The 23,076-nt window shown below is 61.4% G+C and carries 19 protein-coding genes; 13 read left to right on the forward strand and 6 right to left on the reverse strand.

Annotated elements, in window-relative coordinates; genetic code table 11:
- Positions 1-74: 74 nt before the first annotated feature.
- From ACZ5M5_RS17740 to fabI, 7 genes are all read left to right on the forward strand, one after another.
- Complete coding sequence (locus ACZ5M5_RS17740) at positions 75-1,523, forward strand: transglycosylase SLT domain-containing protein (RefSeq protein ID WP_464737707.1); 1,449 nt, start codon at positions 75-77, stop codon at positions 1,521-1,523.
- A 248-nt stretch (positions 1,524-1,771) separates the two neighbouring features.
- Positions 1,772-3,604 carry an extracellular solute-binding protein gene (locus ACZ5M5_RS17745; protein ID WP_103308053.1) on the forward strand — a complete coding sequence of 611 codons (1,833 nt, stop codon included), beginning with the start codon at positions 1,772-1,774 and terminating at the stop codon, positions 3,602-3,604.
- Entirely contained in the window at positions 3,601-5,454 is a 1,854-nt protein-coding gene (locus tag ACZ5M5_RS17750) for an extracellular solute-binding protein (protein ID WP_103308054.1), read from the forward strand. The genes ACZ5M5_RS17745 and ACZ5M5_RS17750 overlap by 4 nt, the downstream gene beginning before the upstream one ends.
- Positions 5,455-5,458: 4 nt before the next feature.
- On the forward strand, positions 5,459-6,532 hold the full coding sequence (locus tag ACZ5M5_RS17755; protein WP_060741968.1) for a microcin C ABC transporter permease YejB: 1,074 nt from the start codon (positions 5,459-5,461) through the stop codon (positions 6,530-6,532).
- A gap of 1 nt (position 6,533) precedes the next feature.
- Positions 6,534-7,553, forward strand: coding sequence for an ABC transporter permease (locus tag ACZ5M5_RS17760; RefSeq protein ID WP_060741967.1), 1,020 nt, complete (start codon positions 6,534-6,536; stop codon positions 7,551-7,553).
- Position 7,554: 1 nt separating this feature from the next.
- Entirely contained in the window at positions 7,555-9,165 is a 1,611-nt protein-coding gene (locus ACZ5M5_RS17765; RefSeq protein ID WP_060741966.1) for an ABC transporter ATP-binding protein, read from the forward strand.
- 20 nt (positions 9,166-9,185) lie between these two features.
- Positions 9,186-9,980, forward strand: a complete 795-nt coding sequence (fabI, locus tag ACZ5M5_RS17770; RefSeq protein ID WP_025213267.1) for an enoyl-ACP reductase FabI — start codon at positions 9,186-9,188, stop codon at positions 9,978-9,980.
- Positions 9,981-10,244: 264 nt separating this feature from the next.
- Here the strand turns inward: fabI and ACZ5M5_RS17775 are convergent, their stop codons facing one another.
- Positions 10,245-11,207 carry a GGDEF domain-containing protein gene (locus ACZ5M5_RS17775; RefSeq protein ID WP_464737708.1) on the reverse strand — a complete coding sequence of 321 codons (963 nt, stop codon included), beginning with the start codon at positions 11,205-11,207 and terminating at the stop codon, positions 10,245-10,247.
- Positions 11,208-11,344: 137 nt separating this feature from the next.
- On the opposite strand from ACZ5M5_RS17775, the gene ACZ5M5_RS17780 reads away from it, so the two are divergent.
- On the forward strand, positions 11,345-12,169 hold the full coding sequence (locus tag ACZ5M5_RS17780; protein ID WP_103308056.1) for a helix-turn-helix transcriptional regulator: 825 nt from the start codon (positions 11,345-11,347) through the stop codon (positions 12,167-12,169).
- 55 nt (positions 12,170-12,224) lie between these two features.
- Here ACZ5M5_RS17780 and ACZ5M5_RS17785 read toward each other — a convergent pair whose 3' ends face one another.
- Complete coding sequence (locus ACZ5M5_RS17785; protein WP_464737709.1) at positions 12,225-12,812, reverse strand: LysE family translocator; 588 nt, start codon at positions 12,810-12,812, stop codon at positions 12,225-12,227.
- 175 nt (positions 12,813-12,987) lie between these two features.
- Positions 12,988-13,476 (reverse strand): hypothetical protein, encoded by a 489-nt coding sequence (locus ACZ5M5_RS17790; RefSeq protein ID WP_060741962.1) that lies wholly within the window; start codon positions 13,474-13,476, stop codon positions 12,988-12,990.
- A 146-nt stretch (positions 13,477-13,622) separates the two neighbouring features.
- Between ACZ5M5_RS17790 and ACZ5M5_RS17795 the strand changes: the two genes are divergently transcribed.
- From ACZ5M5_RS17795 to ACZ5M5_RS17805, 3 genes are all read left to right on the forward strand, one after another.
- Positions 13,623-14,705, forward strand: a complete 1,083-nt coding sequence (locus ACZ5M5_RS17795; protein WP_464737710.1) for a bifunctional transcriptional activator/DNA repair enzyme AdaA — start codon at positions 13,623-13,625, stop codon at positions 14,703-14,705.
- A 23-nt stretch (positions 14,706-14,728) separates the two neighbouring features.
- Positions 14,729-15,346: a DNA-3-methyladenine glycosylase family protein gene (locus tag ACZ5M5_RS17800; RefSeq protein ID WP_060741960.1), complete on the forward strand. Its 618-nt coding sequence runs from the start codon at positions 14,729-14,731 to the stop codon at positions 15,344-15,346.
- 182 nt (positions 15,347-15,528) lie between these two features.
- The gene (locus ACZ5M5_RS17805; RefSeq protein WP_060741959.1) at positions 15,529-16,017 is read left to right on the forward strand and encodes a GFA family protein; all 489 of its coding nucleotides are present in this window, start codon (positions 15,529-15,531) and stop codon (positions 16,015-16,017) included.
- 119 nt (positions 16,018-16,136) lie between these two features.
- On the opposite strand, the gene ACZ5M5_RS17810 is transcribed toward ACZ5M5_RS17805, so the two are convergent.
- Complete coding sequence (locus ACZ5M5_RS17810; protein WP_464737711.1) at positions 16,137-16,742, reverse strand: MiaE family protein; 606 nt, start codon at positions 16,740-16,742, stop codon at positions 16,137-16,139.
- Positions 16,743-16,921: 179 nt separating this feature from the next.
- Between ACZ5M5_RS17810 and ACZ5M5_RS17815 the strand changes: the two genes are divergently transcribed.
- Entirely contained in the window at positions 16,922-17,785 is an 864-nt protein-coding gene (locus ACZ5M5_RS17815; protein ID WP_464737712.1) for a universal stress protein, read from the forward strand.
- Positions 17,786-17,822: 37 nt separating this feature from the next.
- Here ACZ5M5_RS17815 and ACZ5M5_RS17820 read toward each other — a convergent pair whose 3' ends face one another.
- Positions 17,823-18,293: a DUF1289 domain-containing protein gene (locus ACZ5M5_RS17820; RefSeq protein ID WP_060741956.1), complete on the reverse strand. Its 471-nt coding sequence runs from the start codon at positions 18,291-18,293 to the stop codon at positions 17,823-17,825.
- Positions 18,294-18,699: 406 nt separating this feature from the next.
- On the opposite strand from ACZ5M5_RS17820, the gene acnB reads away from it, so the two are divergent.
- Positions 18,700-21,309, forward strand: a complete 2,610-nt coding sequence (acnB, locus tag ACZ5M5_RS17825; protein WP_060741955.1) for a bifunctional aconitate hydratase 2/2-methylisocitrate dehydratase — start codon at positions 18,700-18,702, stop codon at positions 21,307-21,309.
- A gap of 243 nt (positions 21,310-21,552) precedes the next feature.
- On the opposite strand, the gene ACZ5M5_RS17830 is transcribed toward acnB, so the two are convergent.
- Complete coding sequence (locus tag ACZ5M5_RS17830; RefSeq protein ID WP_464737713.1) at positions 21,553-22,833, reverse strand: serine/threonine transporter; 1,281 nt, start codon at positions 22,831-22,833, stop codon at positions 21,553-21,555.
- Between the last annotated feature and the right edge of the window lie 243 nt (positions 22,834-23,076).

The raw sequence follows: 23,076 nt of genomic DNA on the forward strand, positions 1-23,076 counted from the left end.
TCTGAAAGGTTGACCTGTTGGGGTGCGCTTCCTAGAATCGGCCGACATTTTTGCCCGGAACTTACTTCCAGCCAATGTCGTCATCCATACGCAGGTCCGTCCAGTCAGACACATTGACCCGCTTGGCTCAAGCCATTGCGGTGGCTGTGTCCGCCACCCTGGCGGGCTGCCAGAGCACGAGCCAGCTGCCGCAGACCGACGCGGCGCACACCCCGAATATCGCCGCTCGCGCCAAACAGAAGCCGGTATGGCTCACCGAGAAACCCAGCCCCCAAGTGCCCCAGGACATCTGGGAACGCATGCGCCAGGGCTTCCAATTGCAGGAAACGGCCGGCGTCAACCCGCGCATCGAGCAACAGCGCCTGTGGTTCGCCAGCAACCCTTCCTTCCTGGAAAACGCCGGTGAGCGCGGCAGCCTGTACATCCATTACATCGTCGAACGCCTTGAAGAACGCAACATGCCGCTGGAACTGGCGCTGCTGCCGGTGATCGAGAGCGCCTACAACCCCATGGCCTATTCCCGGGCCAACGCGGTGGGGCTGTGGCAATTCATCCCGTCCACGGGGCGTTACTTCAATCTGCGCCAGACCCGCTTCTATGACGGGCGACGCGACATCACCGCCTCCACCACGGCCGCCATGGACTACCTGACGCGCCTGCATGACATGTTCAACGGCGACTGGTTGCTGGCGCTGGCGGCCTACAACGCCGGTGAAGGCACGGTCAGCCGCGCCATCGAGCGCAATGAGAAGCTTGGCCTGCCCACCGACTACTGGAACCTGCCGCTGCCCAGCGAGACCCAGGCCTATGTGCCGAAGTTGCTGGCGCTGTCCCAGGTGGTGCTCGCACCCGACGCCTATGGCGTGAACCTCAACCCGATCGCCAACGAACCCTATTTCCAGGTCGTCGAGATCAACCAGCGCATGGACCTGTCCAAGGTCGCGGCAGTGGCTAATATCGACGAAGACGAGCTGTTCCAGCTCAATCCGGCCTTCAAGCAGCGCACCACCATCGACGGCCCCCAGCACCTGCTGGTGCCGACGTCCAAGGCCCAGTTGCTGACCGCCAGCCTGTCGACCATGCGTCCGGAAGAACTGATCAGCCAGCGCGCGCTCAAGCCGGTTTTCGAATCAGCTGACGACAGCGAAGTGGAAGGTGCCAGGCGCACCTACCGCGTCAAGCGCGGCGACAACCTGGCCCAGATCGCCAAGGCCAACAACGTCCAGACCAAGGACCTGCAACGCTGGAACAAACTCAGCGGCAACAAGCTCAAGGTCGGCCAGACCCTGGTGATGCAGGACGCCAAGGCCAGCAAGGCCGCCGGCAAGCGCATCAGCACCGTGATAGCCGCCAACAGCAAGGACCAGAAGAAGCAGACCCAATACAAGGTCAAGCAGGGCGATTCGTTGTACGTCGTCGCCAAGCGCTTCAACGTGGAAATGCAGCACCTCAAGCGCTGGAATCCGCGGATGGGTAAGGCACTCAAGCCTGGGCAGATGCTGACGGTCTACTCCCCGCACTGACCGAGGGACTCTCTGTGGCGAGGGAGCTTGCTCCCGCTGGGCTGCGAAGCAGCCCCAAAAGCAGCGACTCAATCCACCTGTCGCACCGAGGTGCCAGATTCGGGGTCGCTTCGCAACCCAGCGGGAGCAAGCTCCCTCGCCACAGTTCAAGCAAACCCTGAAGCTTTGAGCCCGCGCCTTTTTCCTGCCGATACAAGCTGTTACTGTACAGGCCATAAAGCCCAAGCCGCCTGGATCGGATCTCAGACTTGATACGTCCCCTCCTCCTGCTCCTGATCAGCCTGGCCTTGAGCTCTCCCGCCAGCGCAACCATCAGCGAAAGCCATGGCTATGCGCAGTTCGGCACGCTCAAGTACCCGGCCAGATTCACCCACTTCGACTGGGTCAACCCGCAAGCGCCCAAGGGCGGAGTCTTGCGGGTCATGGCATTCGGCACCTTCGATACGCTCAATCCCTACACGTTCAAGGGTAGCAGCCCGGTTTCCACGCCCAATTTCCTGCAATACGGCATCAATGAGCTGAACGAACCGCTGATGGTCGGCACTGGCCAGTACGCACCGTCCGGCGATGAACCGACGTCGAGCTATGGCCTGATCGCCCAGTCGGTGGAATACAGCGAAGACCGCAGCTGGGTAGTCTTCAACCTGCGCCCCGAAGCGCGTTTCCACGATGGCGTGCCCATCACCGCCTATGACGTGGCGTTCTCCTACAGGACGCTGCTCAAGGATGGCCACCCGCAATACCGCACCAACCTGCAGGAGGTGCTGCGGGTCGACATTCTCAACCCGCTGAAAATCCGCTTCGTCTTCAAGCGTTCGGGCAATCCCTTGCTGATCCTGCGCCTGGGAGAGCTGCCGGTGCTGCCCCAGCATTACTGGAAAGGCCGCGACTTCAAGGCGACGACCTTCGAACCGCCCCTGGGCAGCGGGCCGTATCGCATCACCAAAGTGCAGCCAGGCCGCCAACTGGTGTTCGAACGGGTCAAGGACTACTGGGGCAAGGACCTGCCGGTCAATCGCGGCAAGTACAACTACGACCGCATGGACGTGGAGTTCTACCGTGACAGCGAAGTCGCCTTCGAAGCCTTCAAGGCCGGTGAGTTCGACATCTACATCGAACACCAGGCCAAGAACTGGGCCAACGGCTATCAATTCCCGGCGGTCAACCGGGGCGATGTGATCAAGGCGCAGATACCCCACCAGATCCCGACCCAGACCCAGGGCCTGTTCATGAACACCCGGCGCGGCACGTTCGCCGAGGTCAAGGTGCGCGAAGCCCTGGGCTTGATGTTCGACTTCGAGTGGACCAACCGCACCCTGTTCAGCGGCGCCTACAAGCGCACCCTCAGCTATTACCCCAACAGCGAATTCTCCGCCACTGGCCTGCCGGTGGGGCATGAATGGCTGCTGCTCAAGCCATACCGGGATCAATTGCCGCCCAAACTGCTCACCGAACCCTTCAGCTTGCCCAAGACCGACGGGCGCGGCATTCCCCGGGAAACCCTGCGCAAGGCATTGGGACTCTTGAAGGAAGCCGGCTGGAATCTCAACGGCCAACGCCTGCTGAACGCCGACCACCAGCCCCTGAGCTTCGAAATCCTGCTGGTGAACCCGAACCTGGAGCGTATCCTGCAACCCTACGTCGAAAACCTTGCCAGCATCGGTGTTCAAGCCCGGCTGCGCACGGTGGACCGCGCCCAATACAAACAGCGCCTGGACCAGTTCGACTTCGACATGATCCTGCTGACACTGAACCAGACCCTCAGCCCGGGCCTCGAGCAATGGCAGTACTTTCACTCCAGCCAGGTCGGGGTCAAGGGCAGCAAGAACTACGCAGGGATCGCCAACCCGGTGGTCGACCACCTGCTGGAGAAACTGCTCGCCGCCCAGACCCGCGACGAACAGGTCGCCGCCGGCAAGGCCCTGGATCGTGTACTGCTGTGGCAGCATTACTGCATTCCCAACTGGTATCTCAATTATCATCGCCTGGCGTACCGCAACCGGTTCGCCTTCGTCACCACGCCGCCCTATACCCTGGGCCTGAGCGCCTGGTGGCTGAAATCTTCGGAGAAAGATCAATGAAGCCTTTACGTGCCCTGCTCCTGCAGGCCAGCAGCCTGTTGTTCGCCGGGCTGGCCTGCGCCGCGCCGCAGCATGCCGTGACCTTGTACAACGAGCCGCCGAAATACCCCGCCAACTTCCAGCACTTCGACTACGTCAACCCGGACGCGCCCAAGGGCGGCATCTTCCGCCAGGGCGGCTTTGGGGGGTTCGACAGCCTCAACCCGTTCATCAGCAAAGGCGTGCCAGCCGATGACATCGGCCTGATCTACGACACCTTGGCCAAGCAGGGCCTGGACGAACCCTTCACCGAATATGGCCTGATCGCCGAAAAAATCGAGAAAGCCCCGGACAATGGCTGGGTGCGCTTCTACCTGCGCCCCGAAGCCCGTTTCAACGATGGTCATCCGGTACGGGCGGAAGACGTGGTCTTCAGCTTCCAGACCCTGACCAAGGACGGCGCACCAATGTTCCGCGGCTACTACAACGACGTCGCCGAAGTCATCGCCGAAGACCCGCTCAAAGTCCTGTTCAAGTTCAAGCACACCCAAAATCGCGAGCTGCCGCTGATCCTCGGCCAATTGCCAGTACTGCCGAAGCACTGGTGGGCCGAGCGTGACTTCAACAAGGGCAACCTGGAGATTCCCCTGGGCAGCGGCCCCTACAAGGTCGCCGAAGTGAAGGCCGGCCGCTCGATCCGCTATGAGCGGGTGAAGGACTACTGGGGCAAGGACCTGCCGGTCAATCGCGGGTTCTACAACTTCGACGTGCTGGTCACCGACTACTACCGCGACAACACCGTCGCGGTCGAGGCGTTGAAAGCCGGGCAGTTCGATTACTGGCTGGAAATGACCGCCAAGAACTGGGCCAACGCCTACAACATCCCGGCCGTGACCGAAGGCCGGCTGATCAAGGAACAGATCCCCAACGGCAACCCCACCGGCATGCAGGGCTTTGTCTACAACCTGCGCCGGCCGGTCTTCCAGGATGTGCGGGTGCGCAAGGCCTTGAGCCTGTTGCTGGATTTCGAGTGGACCAACAAGCAACTGTTCAACGGCGCCTACGCCCGCACCCGCAGCTATTTCGAGAATTCGGAAATGGCCGCCACCGGCCTGCCCGGCGAAGACGAACTGAAGATTCTCGAGCCCCTGCGCGGCAAAATCCCCGAGCAGGTCTTCAGCGAAGCCTTCCAGCCTTCGATGTGCGACGGCAGCGGCATGATCCGCGACCAGCAGCGCAAGGCCTACCAATTGCTGCAAGAGGCCGGCTGGCGCATCGTCGACGACAAGATGGTCGACGCCCAAGGCAAACCGGTGGTGCTGGAGTTCCTGCTGGCCCAGACCGAGTTCGAGCGTATATTGCTGCCCTTCAAGCGCAACCTGAGTGACCTGGGCATCGACCTGGTGATCCGCCGGGTGGACGTCTCCCAATACATCAACCGCGTGCGCTCCCGGGACTTCGACCTGGTGGTGGGCAGCTTCCCGCAATCCAGCTCACCGGGTAACGAACAGCGTGAGTTCTGGATGTCCGCCGCCGCCGACAAGCCCGGCAGCCGCAACACCATGGGCCTGAAGGACCCGGCCGTGGACCAACTGGTGGAGCAACTGATCAATGCCGACTCGCGCAAGAGCCTGGTGGCTCACGCCCGGGCATTGGACCGGGTCTTGCAATGGGGCTACTACGTGATTCCCAACTGGCACATCAAGACCTGGCGCGTGGCCTACTGGAACCACATCGGTCATCCGAAAATCACGCCGACCTATGACATCGGCACCACCACCTGGTGGGTCAAGCCGGAGGTCAAGCCGGCCGATGAAGTAGAAAAGCAGGTCATCGAGCAGCAAATCGCCGCCCCTGCGAGCGTGGAGTAACAAGATGCTGGCTTACATTTTTCGGCGACTGCTGCTGATCATCCCGACCCTGTTCGGCATTCTGCTGATCAACTTCGTCATCATCCAGGCCGCGCCCGGCGGGCCGGTGGAACAGATGATCGCCAAGCTCGAGGGTTTCGAGGGCGCCACCAGCCGCATTGCCGGCGGCGGTGCCGAGGTGTCGGTGGCCGGTTCTTCCTACCGCGGGGCCCAGGGTCTGGACCCGACGCTGGTCAAGGAAATCGAACGCATGTACGGCTTCGACAAGTCGGCCCCCGAACGCCTGTGGATCATGATCAAGAACTATGCCCACCTGGACTTCGGCGACAGTTTCTTCCGCGATGCCAAGGTCATCGACCTGATCAAGGAAAAGATGCCGGTGTCCATCTCCCTCGGGCTGTGGAGCACCCTGATCATGTACCTGGTGTCGATCCCGCTGGGGATCGCCAAGGCCACGCGGCATGGCAGCCATTTCGATGTGTGGACCAGTTCGGCAATCATCGTCGGCTACGCGATCCCGTCGTTCCTGTTCGCCATCCTGCTGATCGTGGTGTTTGCCGGCGGCAGTTATTTCGACTGGTTCCCGTTGCGCGGGCTGACCTCCAACAACTTCGACGAATTGAGCATGGGCGGCAAGATCCTCGATTACTTCTGGCACCTGGCCTTGCCCGTAACCGCCCTGGTGATTGGCAACTTCGCCACCATGACCCTGCTGACCAAGAACAGCTTCCTCGACGAAATCAACAAGCAATACGTGGTCACCGCCAAGGCCAAGGGCCTGACCCGCCATCGGGTCCTCTACGGCCACGTCTTCCGCAACGCCATGCTGCTGGTGATCGCCGGCTTCCCTTCGGCGTTCATCGGGATCTTCTTCACCGGTTCCTTGCTGGTGGAAGTGATCTTTTCCCTCGACGGCCTGGGCCTGATGAGTTTCGAAGCGGCCATCAACCGCGATTACCCGGTGGTGTTTGGCACCCTGTTCATCTTCACCTTGCTGGGGCTGGTGGTGAAACTGATCGGCGACCTGACCTACACCTTTGTCGATCCGCGCATCGACTTCGAAAGCCGGGAGCATTGAGATGAACCTGTCCCCTCTCAATCGCCGTCGTTTCGAACTGTTCAAGGCCAACAAGCGTGGCTGGTGGTCGCTGTGGCTGTTCCTGATCCTGTTCGGGCTGAGCCTGGGCGCCGAGTTGATCGCCAACGACAAGCCGCTGGTGGTGCATTACGACGACGGCTGGTACTTCCCGGCCCTCAAGCGCTACCCGGAAACCACGTTTGGCGGCGAGTTTCCCCTGGAAGCCAACTACAAGAGCCCGTACATCCGTGAACTGCTGGCGGCCAAGGACGCCTGGGTGCTGTGGGCACCGATTCCGTTCAGCTACCAGAGCATCAACTACGACCTCAAGGTTCCGGCCCCGGCACCGCCCTCCTCCGTCAATTGGCTGGGCACCGATGACCAGGGCCGCGATGTTTTGGCCCGGGTGATCTACGGTTTCCGTATCTCGGTACTGTTCGCCCTGACGCTGACGCTGCTCAGCTCGATCATCGGCGTGATCGCCGGCGCCCTGCAGGGTTTCTATGGCGGCTGGGTGGACCTGGCCGGCCAACGCTTCCTGGAAATCTGGTCCGGGCTGCCGGTGCTGTACCTGCTGATCATCCTCGCCAGTTTCGTGCAGCCGAACTTCTGGTGGCTGCTGGGCATCATGCTGCTGTTTTCCTGGATGAGCCTGGTGGACGTGGTCCGCGCCGAGTTCCTGCGCGGGCGCAACCTGGAATACGTGCGCGCCGCGCGGGCGCTGGGCATGCAGAACGGCGCGATCATGTTCCGGCACATCCTGCCCAACGCCATGGTCTCGACCATGACCTTCATGCCGTTCATCCTCACCGGCGCCATCGGCACCCTCACCGCCCTGGATTTCCTCGGCTTTGGCCTGCCACCAGGCGCACCGTCACTGGGCGAACTGGTGGCCCAGGGCAAATCCAACCTCCAGGCGCCGTGGCTGGGCATCAGTGCGTTCGCCGTGCTGGCCGTGATGCTGAGCCTGTTGGTGTTCATCGGCGAGTCCGCTCGCGATGCCTTCGATCCGAGGAAGTGATATGAACCAGGACAATCTGATCGAAGTGCGCGACCTGGCGGTGGAGTTCATTGTCGGCGAACGCCGCCAGCGCGTGGTCGAGGGCGTCAGCTTCGACATCAAGCGCGGCGAAACCCTGGCCCTGGTGGGTGAAAGTGGCTCGGGCAAGTCGGTCACCGCTCACTCGATCCTGCGCTTGCTGCCCTACCCGCTGGCCCATCACCCCACCGGGACCATCCAGTACGCCGGCCAGGATTTGCTGGGATTGAAGGAAAAGACCATCCGCCATATCCGCGGCAACCGGATCGCGATGATTTTCCAGGAGCCGATGACCTCCCTCAACCCGCTGCACTGCATTGAAAAACAGATCAATGAAGTGCTGGGCATCCACAAGGGCCTGAGCGGCAAGGTCGCGACCCGCCGGACCCTGGAATTGCTGGAACTGGTCGGCATTCCCGAGCCCCACAAGCGCCTCAAGGCCCTGCCCCACGAGTTGTCCGGCGGCCAGCGCCAGCGAGTGATGATCGCCATGGCCCTGGCCAACGAGCCGGAGCTGCTGATCGCCGACGAACCGACCACCGCCCTGGACGTCACTGTCCAGCTGAAAATCCTGCAATTGCTCAAGGAGTTGCAGGCACGATTGGGTATGTCGTTGCTGCTGATCAGCCACGATTTGAACCTGGTGCGAAGAATTGCGCATCGCGTATGTGTCATGCAGCGCGGTTGCATCGTCGAACAGGCATCGTGCGAAGAGTTGTTCCGCGCGCCGCAGCATCCGTACACTCGGGAACTGCTGGGCGCCGAGCCCAGCGGCACCCCGGCGAACAACGTCGTCGGCCCGCCGCTGTTGCAGGTCGAGGACCTGAAAGTCTGGTTCCCGATCAAGAAAGGCCTGTTCAAACGCACGGTGGACTACATCAAGGCCGTGGACGGCATCCGCTTCAGCCTGCCCCAGGGCCAGACCCTGGGTATCGTCGGCGAAAGCGGTTCCGGCAAATCCACCCTGGGGCTGGCAATCCTGCGGTTGATCGGTAGCCAGGGCGGGATCCGCTTCGAAGGCAAGCCGCTGGACAGCCTGACGCAGCAACAGGTCCGGCCACTGCGCCGGGAGATGCAAGTGGTGTTTCAGGACCCGTTCGGCAGCCTGAGCCCACGGATGTGTGTCAGCCAGATCGTCGGCGAAGGCCTGCGAATCCACAAGATCGGCACCGCGGCCGAACAGGAACAAGCGATAATCGCGGCATTGAAGGAGGTAGGCCTGGACCCGGAAACCCGGAACCGCTACCCCCATGAATTTTCCGGAGGGCAACGGCAGCGTATCGCCATTGCCCGGGCCCTGGTGCTCAAGCCGGCGTTGATTCTGCTGGATGAACCAACGTCGGCCCTGGACCGTACCGTGCAACGCCAAGTGGTGGAGCTGTTGCGGTCGTTGCAAACCAAGTACAACCTGACGTACCTGTTTATCAGCCATGACCTGGCTGTCGTCAAAGCGCTGAGCCACCAATTGATGGTGGTCAAGCATGGCCAAGTGGTCGAACAAGGTGATGCCCGCAGCATATTCGCCGCGCCGCAGCACCCCTATACACAGCAGTTGCTGGAGGCCGCCTTCCTGGCCCCAACAACTGCCGAATAACCTGAAAAGAGGAGCAACACATGGGTTTTCTCGCCGGTAAGCGCGTACTGATCGTCGGTGTCGCCAGCAAGCTGTCCATCGCATCCGGCATCGCCGCCGCCATGCATCGCGAGGGCGCTGAGCTTGCCTTCACTTATCAGAACGACAAACTCAAGGGTCGTGTCGAAGAGTTCGCACAAGGCTGGGGCTCGAGCCCTGAACTGTGCTTCCCGTGCGATGTGGCCAGCGATGAAGAAATCGCCAAGGTCTTCGAAGCGCTGAGCAAGAAGTGGGACGGCCTGGACTGCATCGTGCACTCCGTAGGCTTCGCCCCGGGCGACCAGTTGGACGGCGACTTCACCGAAGCCACCACCCGCGAAGGTTTCCGCATTGCCCACGACATCAGCGCCTACAGCTTCGTGGCCCTGGCCAAGGCCGGTCGCGAAATGATGAAAGGCCGCAACGGCAGCCTGCTGACCCTTTCGTACCTGGGCGCCGAGCGCACCATGCCGAACTACAACGTCATGGGCATGGCCAAGGCCTCCCTGGAAGCCGGCGTACGTTACCTGGCCGGTTCCCTGGGCCCGGACGGTACCCGCGTCAACTGCGTATCGGCCGGCCCCATCCGCACCCTCGCCGCTTCCGGCATCAAGAACTTCCGCAAGATGCTGGCCGCCAACGAAGCCCAAACCCCGCTGCGTCGCAACGTCACCATCGAAGAAGTCGGCAACGCCGGCGCCTTCCTGTGCTCGGACCTGGCATCGGGCATCAGCGGTGAAATCATGTACGTGGACGGCGGCTTCAACACCACCGCCATGGGTAACCTCGAAGAGTAATCTTCACGCTACAGCAAAAACGCCGCTTGCCCTGGAAAGGCCAAGCGGCGTTTTTTATGCCCACCACACCTCCCCGTGGGAGCGAGCTTGCTCGCGATGGCGGTGGGTCTGTTTGCATTGATGTTGGATATACCGCCGTCATCGCGAGCAAGCTCGCTCCCACATTGGTTCCAGGTGTTCATAGAAATCGCGTCCACCACACATCCTCTGTGGGAGCGAGCTTGCTCGCGATGGCGGTGGGTCAGCTGGCATCAATGCTGAATGTCAGCGGCGCAACGCCTGTTTCTGGGCATACATGGCCGCATCCGCGTCGGCCAACAGGTTGTCGATCGACGAATGCCGCCGAGGGTCGTACTCGATCTGGCCCACGCTGAAACGAATGTCATAGCCACGCTGCAACATCGCATTGCGCTCATCGAGGATTTCCTTGAGGCGCGCCATGATCGCCGAAGTCTCGACATAGGAAGAGCCGGTGAGCAGCGCCACGAACTCATCACCGCCCAGGCGACCGATCACATCACTTTCGCGAAAGGCGATACGCAGCACATCAGCGAAGGTTTTCAGCGCGCTGTCACCTTCGGCATGCCCATAGCGATCGTTGATCGGCTTGAAGTCGTTGAGGTCGAAGAACAGCAGCGTCGCCGGTCGCGACAAGCGATCACACACATTCAACGCATGCTGGGCCAAGGTCTTGAAGCCGCGCCGATTGGATAACAGCGTCAACTCGTCCATGCTCGCCATCTGCACCGCAACCATTTCCTGCTCGGCCATGCGCGCCAAGTCGCGCAGCAGTTCGCGCTCTTCGTCATTGAGCTGGCGCGGCTTGGTGTCGAGCAGGCACAACGTGCCAAGCTTGCTGCCATCCTCCAACCCCAGCGGATGCCCGGCGTAGAAGCGAATGCCAGGCGTGTCCGTGACCAATGGATTGTCGTGAAACCGCTCGTCCTGCTCCGCGTCGCAGATTTCCAGGATCTGATCCTGCAAAATCGCATGCCCACAAAAGGAAACTTCCCGCGGGGTTTCGCTTGCATCCAGGCCGGCACTGGACTTGAACCACTGCCGGTTGGCGTCCACCAGGGACACCAGGGCGATGGGCACGTCAAACAGACGCCGGGCAAGGCGAGTCAGGCGGTCAAACCGCTCTTCGGGTGCAGTATCGAGTAGCTTGAGCGAATGCAGATTCTTGAGGCGAACGGCCTCGTTGTCCGGTTTACCTGGCGCAAGCATCGGGAACTCCATGGGCGAGACTTCATGGAGTCTAGTTCAGGACCACTACCATTCAAACCGAACGGCCAAATCAATCAGGCATTTACCGGCCAGGGCTAATACACTGCTTCACAGGTTCAAGACGAGGACGCTGACCGATGAAGCACGCCCCCCATGACGCCGCCCCACGCTTCTGGCGCGACGCGGCCCTGCCCTTCATCGAAGCCCGGGCCATCGCCGACGGGCGCAAGGTCTGCTATTCGCGCCACTCCCATGACCATTTTTCCATCGGAGCGATCACCGCCGGGCGCAGCACCTATATTCATGAGCGGTCGAATTTCCAGGTGCAGAGCGGCACGGTGGTGCTGATGAACCCCGGCGATGTCCATGCGTGCAACCCGATCGACGATGAGCCGTGGTCGTATGTCATGCTGTACGTCGATACCCAGTGGCTCAGGGATTTGCAACGTCGTATCGGTTTCGATGAAACCCTGGACTTCCAGAGCTTTTCCACGACCCACAGCCGTGATGTCGAGCTGTTTGCCGCGCTGCAAGGGTTATATGAGCAACTGGTGGATGAGCGACTCGGCACCGACCGCAAGCGCAGCGCCGCCGAGGCGTTTTTCACTGACCTGCAACAACGGCTCAACCCTGCCGGCCGGCCGGACCGGGGCAGCCACCCGGGATTGATGCGGGCAGCGCAGTTTATTCATGATCATTGCACCGAAGCCTTAAGGCTCGAAGACATCTGCGCCGCCGCACAACTGTCGCCGTCCTACCTGAGCCGTGCCTTCAAGCGCCACTATGGGATGACGCCCCATGCTTTCCTGGTCAACCGCCGGATCCAGTTCGCCCGCCGCCAGTTACGCGAAGGCAAGCTGATCGCCGACGTGGCGCTGGACAGCGGGTTCGCCGACCAGGCGCATTTCCAGCGCGCTTTCAAGCAACACTTGGCGGCTACTCCGGGCCAGTATCGCGGTTGATGCGCCGCTCTGACTTAAATACATTCTGTGGCGAGGGAGCTTGCTCCCGCTCGACTCAAGGCAACACCAAATACACCGCGCTTGCCACCAACAACACCGCCATCGCCCGGTTGAACAGGCGCATGGTCGCCGAATTCCCCAGCCAAGTACGCAGAAAACTGCCAGCGTAGGCCCAGCAGCCCACCGAGACGTAGCAGATCACCAGATAAACCGCCGCAAACTGCCACACCAGCCGCGCCTCACCGTCGGCGACGAACGCCCCCATCCCCGCCACACAGGCCAGCCAGGCCTTGGGATTGAGCCATTGCATCAGCGCGCCGTAGAACATCGACGGGGCCCGGTCCTCGTCCTTGGCGCCCAGGTGCCCGTCGTCCGTCGCCAGTTTCCAGGCCATGAACAACAGGAACGCCACGCCGCCCAGTTGCACCACCCATGTGAGCCCAGGCCAGCGTTGTAGCACTTCATGCAACCCGAGCCCCATCAACACCAATAACAAGACAAAACCCAGGGTCGCGCCGGCCACGTGGCGCAAGGTCGCTCGAAACCCGTACCGAGCCCCGGAACTGAGGGCCACAATGTTGACCGGCCCCGGCGTAATGGAGGCGACCAAGGCAAACGCCGCCATGGAAAGAATCAGACTCATCGCAAACCTTCTTCATATCTGTGAGGTGGCGACCAAGGTAAATCGTCTGTTTCCACCGGTATTGAAGAAAACTGCCTCATGAGGGGATCCACGCTGAGCTCATCCATCGAAGCAAAACCTGCGTCCACAAAAAAGCCGCGACGCCTGGATCAGGCATCGCGGCTTTTTTGCCGAATCAGCGGTCGTTCTTGATCGAAGAACTGGTCGCGTTGGTCAATCCCTTGGTGTTATGGGTACCCGGCGTCGCGGTGGAAATCGCCGACGCCTTGGTCAGGCCGCGCGTATCACGGTCCTTGGCGATGGTCGACGTCAGCGAAGCCTTGCTGGTGCGATCGGTGCGAGTGGTGCCGGTGTGCTTGCCACTCAAGCCATGATCGCGGGTGCGGGTGCCAGCATGGTCGCTGGCCAGTCCCTTGCCAAGGCCGCTGGAATCGCTGGACTTACCACTGCCCTGGCCACCGCCGACACCACCCCCGTGGCCACCACCATTACCGCCGCCGTTTCCTCCGCCATTTCCTCCCCCATTACCGCCGCCACCGCCGTTGCCACCGCCTGCGGCATAGCTGGAACCGATAGGCGACAGGTCGGCAGGCAGCAAGGCCGAAGCACCAAACGCCAGGGCGCAGACAGCAATGGCAATCAGGGATTTCTTATGTTTGGACATGATGTCTCCGAAAGACAAAAACAACGGTTGAACCTTTAAGACTCAGAGGTTCAAATTTTGTTCGTGAGCATCCGACCAACTGCTCGCAAAATTCACTGTCGATTTTCCGGTGGAGTCGTCTCGGGCACGGTTCTATGCTCTGCCCCATGAACCTACAAGACTCGCTGCTCCCGCCCCACGCCGAGATGGTCCGCGCCATGCTCGAACGAGACACCGCCTACGAGGGGGTGTTCTTCACTGCGGTCAAGACCACCGGCATCTTCTGTCGTCCCAGTTGCACCGCGCGCAAGCCGAAGCCGGAGAACGTGGAGTTCTTCGCCCATGCCGACGAAGCCATGTCGGCCGGCTACCGCGCCTGCCTGCGCTGCAAGCCGCTGGACGCCGCCGCCATCGCGCCGGACTGGATCCAGGCCCTGCTCAAAGCGGTGGACGCCGAACCCGACCTGCGCTGGACCGACGCCCTGCTGCTGGAACAAGGTATCGAACCGCTGAAACTGCGGCGCTGGTTCAAGCAACATTTCGGCATGACCTTTCACGCCTACCTGCGCACCCGCCGCTTGGGCATCGCCCTGGGCGGCATCAAGGACGGCACTTCCATCGACAATGCGGCGTTCGATTCCGGTTATGAGTCGTTGAGCGGTTTTCGGGACGCTTTCGTCAAATCCTTCCACATCACACCGGGCCGCGCCGCCCTCAGTGAACCCCTGTTGTTCACCCGCCTGACCACGCCACTGGGGCCGATGCTGGCCATGGCCGAACGGCGGGGCCTGGTGCTGCTGGAATTCCTCGACCGCCCGGCCCTGACCAAGGAGCTGGAAGAGCTGCAGCGACGTTACGGCTACACGGTCGCGCCGGGGCACAACGCTCACCTGCAACAGATCGAAACCGAACTGGTCGACTATTTCGCTGGCAAGCTCACGACGTTCAATGTCCCGCTACACATGCCCGGCAGCGCCTTCGCCGCGCGGGTCTGGGCCGAGTTGCAAAAAATCCCCTACGGCGAAACCCGCAGCTACGGCGGCATCGCCACGGCCCTGGGCAGCCCTGGTGCCAGCCGCGCCGTGGGCCTGGCCAACGGGCAGAATCGCCTGGCCATCGTCATTCCCTGCCACCGGGTGATCGGTGCGGATGGCTCGTTGACCGGTTATGGTGGCGGCCAGCCACGCAAGGCGCTTCTGTTGCGGCTGGAAAAAGCCGCGGTGCAGGTTTCACTGCCCCTGGCGTTTTGAGCGTCCCGGAGAACGAACACCTGATGCCTGTGCCCTACCACGATGCCAGTGCCTTCCTGGCCAACCTCGACGAAGACTGGCGACGGCATGTCGCGACGATCGGCCCTTGCCTGCTGCAACCCAAGCCGGCCCGCGATCCCTATGAAGCCCTGGTCCGGGCGATTGCCTACCAGCAACTGCACGCCAAGGCCGGCGATGCGATTCTGGGCCGATTGCTGGCGTTGTTCCCGGCGCAGACATTCCCCACACCCGTACAGATCCTGGCGACCGACGTTGCTCAATTGCGCGGTTGTGGATTTTCCGCCAGCAAGATCGCGACCATCCAGGGCATCGCCCAAGCGGCCCTGGACGGGGTGGTGCCGGATTACGCCACGGCGCGGGCAATGGAGGACGAAGCGTTGATCGAGCGCCTGATCAGCCTGCGTGGCGTCGGGCGCTGGACGGTGGAAATGCTGCTGATCTACAGCCTGGAGCGGCCGGACATCCTGCCGGCCGACGACTTTGGGGTGCGGGAAGGTTATCGGCGGATGAAGGGGCTGGAGCACCAACCCAGCCGCAAGCAGATGGTCGAGATCGGCCTGGCCTGGAGCCCTTATCGGACGGTGGCGGCGTGGTACTTGTGGCGGGTGCCCGGTCGTTAGACCGTGTCATCGTTCATCGCGAGCAAGCTCGCTCCCACATTGGACTTGGAAAGTTCACAAATCCCCTGTGGGAGCGAGCTTGCTCGCGATGGCGTCCGCATGTCAGTCACGAGTTCAACAGTCCAGAACAACAGGCCGCCCGAGCTGTCCAGAGTCATTACAGTCCCCAATCGGAGGTTCCCATGCAGCTCGAAGGATCCTGCCACTGCGGCGCCGTGTCGTTCAGCCTGGCCTGTGCCCACCCCTACCCTTACCAACGCTGCTACTGCTCGATCTGTCGCAAGACCCAGGGCGGCGGCGGTTATGCGATCAACCTGGGGGGCGATGCCCAAAGCCTGAAGGTGCACGGTCGCAAGCACATCTCGATCTACCATGCACGGCTCAAGGACGAAGGCGATAAACGCGCCCACCGCAGCAGTGCCGAACGGCATTTCTGCTCCCTGTGCGGTTCGGGGTTGTGGTTGTTCAGCCCCGAATGGCCGGACCTGGTGCACCCGTTTGCCTCAGCCATCGACACACCGCTGCCGGTACCGCCGGAGCACACCCACTTGATGCTCGGTTCCAAGGCGCCGTGGGTGGAGATCGAGGCGCATAAGGGCGATCAGCGGTTCGATGTCTATCCCGAGGAATCCATTGCCCAGTGGCATGAACGCCTGGGGCTGGTTACTTAGAGATGCAGTGCTGCATAGGGCCCCATCGCGAGCAAGCTCGCTCCCACAGGGGGTGAACTTCCCAAGTCCAATGTGGGAGCGAGCTTGCTCGCGATAGCGTCAGTACCGGCACCTCTGCACTATCGAGCCGGTGCACCACTGTGGAACCGAAACTCCACATCCGGCGATTCAATCAACTCGCGCTCGGCCTCACGGACCTTGTCGATCACCTGGGCAATGTCCTTGGCGTCGCCGTACTGGTAGGCCAGTTTCAGGTAACCCTGGAAATGCCGGGCTTCGCTTTTCAGCAAGCCGAAATAGAACTTGCCCAGTTCCTCGTCCAAGTGCGGCACCAAAGCTTCGAAGCGCTCGCAGCTGCGGGCTTCGATGAAGGCACCGACCACCAGGGTGTCCACCAGCTTGACCGGTTCGTGGCTGCGCACCACCTTGCGCAGCCCCGAGGCATAACGCCCGGCGGAGAGCTGGCGCAAGCCGATCTTGCGTTTTTTCATCAGGCGCATGACCTGCTCGTGATGCACCAGCTCTTCCCGGGCCAGGCGCGACATCAGGTTGATCAGGTCGACGTGGGAATGGTATTTGGCGATCAGGCTCAGGGCGGTGCTGGCCGCCTTGAATTCGCAGTTCTTGTGGTCGATCAGCAACGTTTCCTGGTCGGCCAGCGCGGCCTGGACCCAGGCATCGGGGGTGCGACAACCAAGGAATTCGTGGATTTCGGGAAGATTCATGGGGCTCACGGGCAAAGGTAGTCGAGCGAAGGGCGCCGATTATACCGGCCTGTCTCCAGACCACCAGCCACCGCCATTGATATGCATCAAGTCAGCGACTCGCCCATAGCAACTAGACTGCCCCACAACAACTATAGTTGAGCAATGCCAGCCTTTTCATTTGCAGGAGAACGCCGATCATGCAAGCCATTCGCAGCATCCTGGTGGTCATTGAGCCCGAACATTCGGAAAGCCTGGCGCTCAAGCGCGCCAAACTGATTGCCGGTGTGACCCAGGCACACCTGCACCTGTTGGTGTGCGACAAAAAGCACGATCACGCCGGCATGCTCGGCGTGCTGAAGGCCGCGCTGTTGGCGGACGGCTACAGCGTGACCACCGAACAGGCCTGGAACGAAAGCCTCTACGAAACCATCATCGACGTGCAGCAAGCTGAAGGTTGCGGGCTGGTGATCAAACAGCACTTCCCCGACAGCCCATTGAAAAAAGCCCTGCTGACCCCGGCGGACTGGAAACTGCTACGCCATTGCCCCACCCCGGTGCTGCTGGTGAAAACCGCCGGCTCCTGGAAAGACAAGGTGATCCTGGCCGCCATCGACGTTGGCAATACCGACGACGAACACCGTCACCTGCACTCCACCATCATCGACCATGGCTACGACATCGCCCTCCTTGCCAAGGCGCACCTGCATGTCATCAGCGCCCATCCCACGCCAATGCTCTCGTCCGCCGACCCGACCTTCCAGCTCAAGGAAACCATCGAGGCCCGATATCGCGAACAATGCCGGGCGTTCCAGGCCGAGTTCGACATCGACGACCAGCATCTGCACATCGAAGAAGGCCCGGCGGACGTACTGATCCCGTTCATGGCGCGCAAGCTGCAGGCGGCGGTGACGGTGATCGGCACCGTGGCCCGTTCAGGGTTGTCCGGGGTGTTGATCGGCAATACCGCCGAGGCGGTGCTCGATACGCTGGAAAGCGACATACTGGTGCTCAAGCCGCAGGAGGTCGAGGACCATCTGGTAGAGCTGGCGGCCAAGGAATAAAGCTCCCTGGCACAAAAGCTCCTTTGCACTGGCCGGGTCAGCCGCCGATCGCATCCTTCAGGAACCCGGGCGCGATGTACCGCTGGTAATGGGCTTCGGACAGAAGGAAAAACTCCCGATCAATGGCATCGCGCAGGTCCGGCAGGTCCCAATCGCGAAACTCCGGCATCAGTACCATGCCATAGGCTTCCAGGTTGTTGATCACCCGCGCGCCCCGGGCGATCAACTGGTAGGCCCAGCAATATTCCGACTGGTGCGGCACAAAACGGATCTTGCGCGATTCCAGTTGCTGGCGCAGCAACCCGGGGTCGAAAACCTCCAACTTGGCCACCATCACCTGCACCAACAGTTGTTCGAGCCGCATCCACACCGCGCGTTTTTCGTCCTCGTTGTAGCCGTTCCAGTGAATCACTTCATGGTGGAACCGCTTGCAGCCACGGCACACCAGGTCACCGTAGACAGTGGAGCAAAGGCCGACGCAGGGGGTCTTGATGAGCTGGTTGGGCATAGGGGAAAGCACACGCAAAAGCAGGACAGGCTGGCATGTTAGCCCTTTGTCTAAGATTGATCACCCCTCAAACTTGAGCGCCCAACTTACCTTTAATTTTTTTTTCCCGTAGAATCAGCCAGCCTTTTAAGGCGCCAATGTCCGTTAGAAGCTGTTTTCAAAGCGTCACGAGCACAGTCGTTCCTTCAGAGCGGTGTTGGCGAAGGGTCTTTCCAGCGGGGAAAGCCCAACGCCAACCCTCATCAGCTCCCGTTCTGCAGGCGTAAAACTTTGAAAGCAGCTTCTGTGAGGAACTCCGGAAACTCTGGCGTGGTGGCTCAAAAAGCCGCCGACGCGCATGAGTACCGTGGGTTTCTGGATGAGCGTCCCGGACACCCATTTGGGACCACTGATGAGGGTAATAACTGTGCTTGAAGCCTACCGCAAACATATCGAAGAGCGCGCAGCCCTGGGTATCGTTCCCCAGCCGCTTAACGCCGAACAAACCGCAGGCCTGATCGAGCTGCTGAAAAATCCTCCGGCTGGCGAAGAAGCTTTCCTCGTTGACCTGATCACCAATCGCGTTCCGCCTGGAGTCGACGAAGCCGCCTACGTCAAGGCCGGTTTCCTTTCCGCCCTGGCCAAGGGCCAGGCCCAATCCCCTCTGCTGGACAAGAAGCGCGCCGTTGAACTGCTCGGCACCATGCAGGGCGGCTACAACATCGTGACCCTGGTGGAACTGCTGGACGACGCCGAACTGGCGCCGGTAGCCGCCAAGGAACTCAAGCACACCCTGCTGATGTTCGATGCCTTCCACGACGTGGCTGAAAAAGCCAAGAACGGTAACGTTCACGCCAAGGCCGTGCTGCAATCCTGGGCCGACGGCGAGTGGTTCAAGAACCGCCCTGTGCTGGCCGACAAGATCAGCCTGCGGGTGTTCAAGGTCACCGGCGAAACCAACACCGACGACCTGTCCCCTGCCCCTGATGCCTGGTCCCGCCCGGACATCCCGCTGCACGCCCTGGCCATGCTGAAAATGGCCCGTGACGGCATCGTGCCTGATGAACAAGGCAAGACCGGCCCGATGAAGCAGATCGAAGAGATGCGTGGCCAAGGCTTCCCGATCGCCTACGTCGGTGACGTGGTCGGTACCGGTTCGTCGCGCAAATCGGCGACCAACTCGGTGCTGTGGTTCTTCGGTGACGACGTTCCTTTCGTTCCGAACAAGCGCGCCGGCGGTTTCTGCTTCGGCAGCAAGATCGCACCGATTTTCTACAACACCATGGAAGACGCCGGCGCCCTGCCGATCGAATTCGATGTGTCCAACATGCACATGGGCGACGTGATCGACCTGTACCCGCATGCTGGCAAAGTCTGCAAGCACGGTACCGATGAAGTCCTGACCACCTTCGAAATGAAGACCCCGGTCCTGTTGGACGAAGTCCGTGCCGGCGGTCGTATCCCGCTGATCATCGGCCGTGGCCTGACCGAGAAGGCACGCGCCGAACTGGGCCTGCCAGCGTTCGATCTGTTCAAGAAGCCTGAAGCCCCCGCTGAAAGCACCAAGGGTTTCACCCTGGCGCAGAAGATGGTCGGCAAGGCTTGCGGTCTGGCGGAAGGCCAAGGCGTGCGCCCGGGTACCTACTGCGAACCGAAGATGACCACCGTGGGTTCCCAGGACACCACCGGTCCGATGACCCGTGACGAACTGAAAGACCTGGCGTGCCTGGGCTTCTCGGCTGACCTGGTAATGCAGTCCTTCTGCCACACCGCGGCCTATCCGAAGCCGATCGACGTGACTACCCACCACACCCTGCCTGACTTCATCATGACCCGCGGCGGCGTTTCCCTGCGTCCGGGCGACGGCATCATCCACTCGTGGCTGAACCGCATGCTGCTGCCAGACACCGTGGGTACCGGTGGTGACTCGCACACCCGCTTCCCGATGGGCATCTCGTTCCCGGCCGGTTCCGGCCTGGTCGCGTTCGCCGCTGCCACCGGTGTCATGCCGCTGGACATGCCGGAATCGATCCTGGTGCGCTTCAAAGGCAAAATGAAACCTGGCATCACCCTGCGTGACCTGGTTCATGCCATTCCGTACTTCGCCATCCAGAACGGCCTGCTGACCGTCGAGAAGAAAGGCAAGAAAAACGCCTTCTCCGGCCGCATCCTGGAAATCGAAGGCCTGGAAGGCCTGACCCTGGAACAGGCTTTCGAATTGTCCGACGCCTCGGCCGAACGTTCGGCTGCCGGTTGCACCATCAAGCTGTCGAAAGAGTCGATCACCGAGTACCTGCAATCGAACATCACCCTGCTGCGCTGGATGATCGGCGAAGGCTACGGTGATGCACGTACCCTGGAACGTCGCGCCCAAGCGATGGAAGCCTGGGTCGCCAACCCGCAACTGATGGAAGCCGACGCCGACGCCGAATACGCCGAAGTCATCGAAATCGATCTGGCCGACATCAGCGAGCCTGTACTCTGCGCGCCGAACGACCCGGACGATGCCCGTCTGCTGTCCAGCGTTGCTGGCGAGAAGATCGACGAAGTGTTCATCGGTTCGTGCATGACCAACATCGGTCACTTCCGCGCAGCCGGTAAACTGCTGGAGCAGGTCAAGGGTCAGCTGCCAACCCGTCTGTGGCTGTCGCCGCCGACCAAGATGGACGCTCACCAGCTCACCGAAGAAGGCTACTACGGCATCTACGGCAAGGCCGGCGCACGGATGGAAATGCCAGGCTGCTCGCTGTGCATGGGTAACCAGGCGCGCGTCGAGCCGAACTCCACCGTGGTGTCGACCTCGACCCGTAACTTCCCGAACCGTCTGGGTGACGGCGCGAACGTCTACCTGGCTTCGGCCGAGCTGGCGTCCGTGGCTTCGATCCTGGGTCGCCTGCCGACCGTCGAGGAGTACATGGAATACGCCGGCAAGATCGACAGCATGGCAGCGGACGTATACCGCTACCTGAGCTTCGACCAGATCGCCGAGTTCCGTGAAGCGGCTGCAAACGCCAACATCCCGGTCGTTCAAGCGTAAAGCTTAAAACGCCCGACTGAAAACGCCGCCCTTCTTGCGAGGGGCGGCGTTTTTTTATGCCTGTCATTTCGATGCCAGCCGAACCACCGCTTTCGCGAGCAAGCCCGCTCCCACAGGGGTTCGGTGGTGTACTGCGATGCTGCATCCAGCCTGGTCCTTGTGGCGAGGGAGCTTGCTCCCTCGCCACGGGTAATGGTGTCGACTTGCAGACTTGTGCACGCCACCACAACCATTGTGGTCCAGTCAGGCCATCAGGGAGTAGACCAACGCCGTAATCGCCACCAAACCCACCAACACAACGAAGACGTTGGAGGCCTGGCCGCGATAGCGGGCCATGGCCGGGACTTTGCGGATGGCGTACATCGGCATCAGGAACAGGATGGCTGCGATGACCGGGCCGCCCAGGGTTTCGATCATGCCCAGAATGCTCGGGTTGAGGGTGGCGACGATCCAGCACACCACCAGCATGAACGCTGCGGTGAGGCGGTCCAGGGTCTTGGGTGCCGGACGGCGGCCGCTCTTGACGATCAGGCCCTTGAGGCCTTCGCTGGCACCGATGTAGTGCCCCAGGAACGATTTGGAAATGGCGACAAACGCGATCAACGGCGCGGCAAAGGCGATGGTCGGATTGCTGAAATGGTTAGCCAGGTACGACAGGATCGACAGGTTCTGCGCCTTGGCCTCGGCCAATTGCGCCGGGGTCAGGGTCAGCACGCAACTGAACACGAAGAACAGCACCATCACCACCATCAGCACATGGGCGCGCGACAGGATCTGCGAACTGCGCTCCTCGGCGTTGGCGCCGTAGCGACGCTTCTGGTCCACCGCAAACGCCGAGATGATCGGCGAGTGGTTGAACGAGAACACCATCACCGGGATCGCCAGCCACAAGGTATGCAACAACGCCGAAGGTTCCGGCGGCGTCGACGCCGTGCTCAGGATACCGCCGCTCCAGTGGGGAATCAGGAACACCGCCAGAAACAGCAGCGCCACGATGAACGGGTAGACCATCAGGCTCATGGCCTTGACGATCGCCTGCTCGCCGCAACGGACCACCGCCAGCAGGCCGAGGATCAGCACCAGGGACAGCACGGCCCGAGGGGGCGACTGGATGTGCAACTGATGTTCCAGGAAGCTGCCCACCGTGTTGGTCAGCGCCACGCTGTAGATCAGCAGGATCGGGAAAATGGCAAAGAAGTACAAAAGCGTGATCAGCGCACCGGCCTTGAGGCCGAAATGCTCTTCCACCACCTCGGTGATGTCCGCGCCATCGCGACCGGACAACACGAAACGGGTCAGGCCCCGATGGGCATAGAACGTCATGGGGAACGCCAGCAACGCCAGGATCAGCAGCGGCCAAAAGCCACCCAGGCCCGCATTGATGGGTAAGAACAGAGTGCCGGCACCGATGGCGGTGCCAAACAGACCCAGCATCCAGGTGGTGTCCTGGCGACTCCATTGGCTGAGGGTGGCTGGGACTGTCGTTTCAAAGCGCTCTTCGACGCTATTGGCCTGATCATTCATCCGGTCGGATCTCCGCTTTCCGGTCACATGCACCCGGCCGGGACGAGTCGGAAAACCCCGACAGGCAGCGCCCTGACCGAAACAGGGGCGCGATTGTCCGGGATTCACGAGCAGAAGCAAAGACTTAGCTGAGGAGCGGTTATGCGGATCAGATCGCCGCAGTGGAATTGTCCCTGTATTTCCCTGCATCCCCTGTGGGAGCGAGCTTGCTCGCGATGCAGGCGACTCGGGGTGCAAGTTGCT

This window comes from Pseudomonas sp. Van50, from assembly GCF_055390755.1.